The organism is Rhizobium sp. UBA1881 (assembly GCF_002338015.1).
Lineage (GTDB): Bacteria > Pseudomonadota > Alphaproteobacteria > Rhizobiales > Rhizobiaceae > Rhizobium.
This window is the reverse complement of sequence record NZ_DDHH01000099.1, coordinates 657-2,799: the sequence shown is the minus strand read 5'-3', so window position 1 is coordinate 2,799 and position 2,143 is coordinate 657. Positions and strand designations below refer to the sequence as shown.

The 2,143-nt window shown below is 55.9% G+C and carries 2 protein-coding genes; one reads left to right on the top strand and one right to left on the bottom strand.

From position 1 onward, the window contains the following. Positions 1-675: MBL fold metallo-hydrolase (locus B3605_RS12405; protein ID WP_296434090.1), on the bottom strand; the 675-nt coding region annotated here is incomplete at its 3' end. Positions 676-1,120: 445 nt separating this feature from the next. Between B3605_RS12405 and B3605_RS12400 the strand changes: the two genes are divergently transcribed. After that, on the top strand, positions 1,121-2,143 hold a 1,023-nt coding region (locus tag B3605_RS12400; RefSeq protein WP_296434089.1), incomplete at its 3' end, for an adenylate/guanylate cyclase domain-containing protein.

Genomic DNA, 2,143 nt, shown 5'->3' with positions numbered 1-2,143 from the left:
GCCGTGCTGCCACGTCGAGTGGCCGAAGCCCTTGAAGCGCTGCATTTCGTCTTCGTTATAAGTGCAGTCGTAGACAGCGAGATCGACGTCCCGCATCATTTCCAACGCGACGGGGTCGTGGGTACCGGGCGTGTGCTCGATATCGTAGACCAGCGCGATGGAACGGCCCTGATACTCGACGCGATAGCCGATCGCGCCACCAGGGTGGTTCAGCATGAAGGTCTTGATCCTGATGCCTGGATGCGGTTCCAGGATCTGCCCGGCGTGAAAATCGCGGAAGCTCATCGTCGCTTGGCAGATGTCGGTCTTCACAGGGAACCATGGCGGGCTGATGAATTGCTCGATCATTTCGCGCGTGGTCATCTTGCCATCGAGATGGCCGGACCAGATGCGCAAATCGATAGACGGATAGTAGATGGCCTTGAAGAACGGCAGCCCGATGATGTGGTCATAGTGACAGTGGCTGAAGAACAGATCGACGTCGCGAACCTGCTCGTTGAGCATGCAAAGCCCCGCCTCGCGGGCGCCGGAGCCCGCGTCGAAGATCATACGGTGTTCGCCACAGCGAATTTCGATGCAGGAGGTGTTGCCACCATAGCGATCGAACTCAGGCCCGGAGACCGGGATACTGCCGCGCACGCCCCAGAACTTTACTTGAAAGAGATCTTTACTCATCGCTTTTTCAAAATGGTCCGACCCACCGCACTACCGTGATCATCATCTGAACCTGATGCCAAGCGTTGCATTTCCACAAGCTGTTTGTCTTACGTACCGCATCACCTTATCAATCCAACCGGTCGAATATCTTAAGCAACCGGGTTTTGTCGCAGAAAGCAACAGCTTATGGTTTGATTTTCGTAAATTGCGATACGCTATCAGCCAGCTTGCGGCGCCGAATCCTGATTTTCCTTAAAAATATATGGGAATTCGCATGCGGGAATGCAAATGGCGGGCGATCCCACTTAAGTCGAAGGTTTCGATGCCGTATCGCTCGACGCTGATCGGTCGCCGTGCGATTATCCAGTTCGTTGTCGCTTGATCGTTTAATGTCCCGCGACGGCATGTGCATGGCATTCGGTGGCGTCCGGTAGGATGATCCTTGTTAAAAACGAGGGGGTGCATGGCAGGCAACGCTGATCACGGTTCCATTGCGAGGAAGAACGGCTACTTCATCACGACTGTGGTGATCGCGATGCTCGCCGGGCTGCCGCTTGCCGTGTGGATGGATGTCAGCAACCTCTCGCAAAGTGCACTGAAGCGGCAGGCTCAAGACATGAGCTCGCTCATTACGAGCATTCGCTCCTATTATGCCACCAACGTGGTCGGCCGGATACTTGCGGCCCACGCTGCCGGAATGGATACCGGCACGCCGGTCACCCATGAATACGCGACCATTCCCGGTGCGATCCCCATACCCGCCACGCTTTCGCTCGAACTCGGGGACGTGATCAAGCAACAGCAGGCGAACATCACCTATCGCTTCGTTTCCGACCTGCCGTTTCAAAAACGGGCACCGCATGATCTCGACCACTTCGAGACCGCGTCGCTAGCCGCGCTGCGCGCCGATCCGAAGCAGACCTTGAGTGACATAAACCGGAGCGGGTTCACCAACACCTTCCGTCTGGTCACGCCGGTGCTCATGGCGCAGGCCTGCGTTGCCTGTCACAACACACACCCGCAGAGCCCGAAGACAGACTGGAAGATTGGAGACGTTCGCGGCATCCAGGAGATCATCATCCGGCAGCCCTTCGCCGGCAACGTCTTTGCCTTCAAGTACCTTCTATTTTACTTTCTTTGCTCAGCCGTGCTCGGCATGGCATTGATTTTTCTCCAACAACGGCAAGCGGCGTTGATACAGGGGTTCAATCGTGACCTGGAATCCACCAACGAGTTTCTGGCCAGCATATCGCTTAAGATTTCTCGATATCTGTCGCCTCAGATCTACAAGGGGATCTTCAGCGGTCAGAAGGACGTCGTGGTTCATACCGAACGCAAGCGGCTGACGATCTTTTTCTCCGACATCAAGGATTTCACGGCAACGACCGAACGCCTGCAGCCGGAGGCGTTGACGGAAATGCTCAACGAATACCTGACGGAGATGTCAGCGATCGCACTCAAGCATGGCGGCACGCTCGACAAGTTC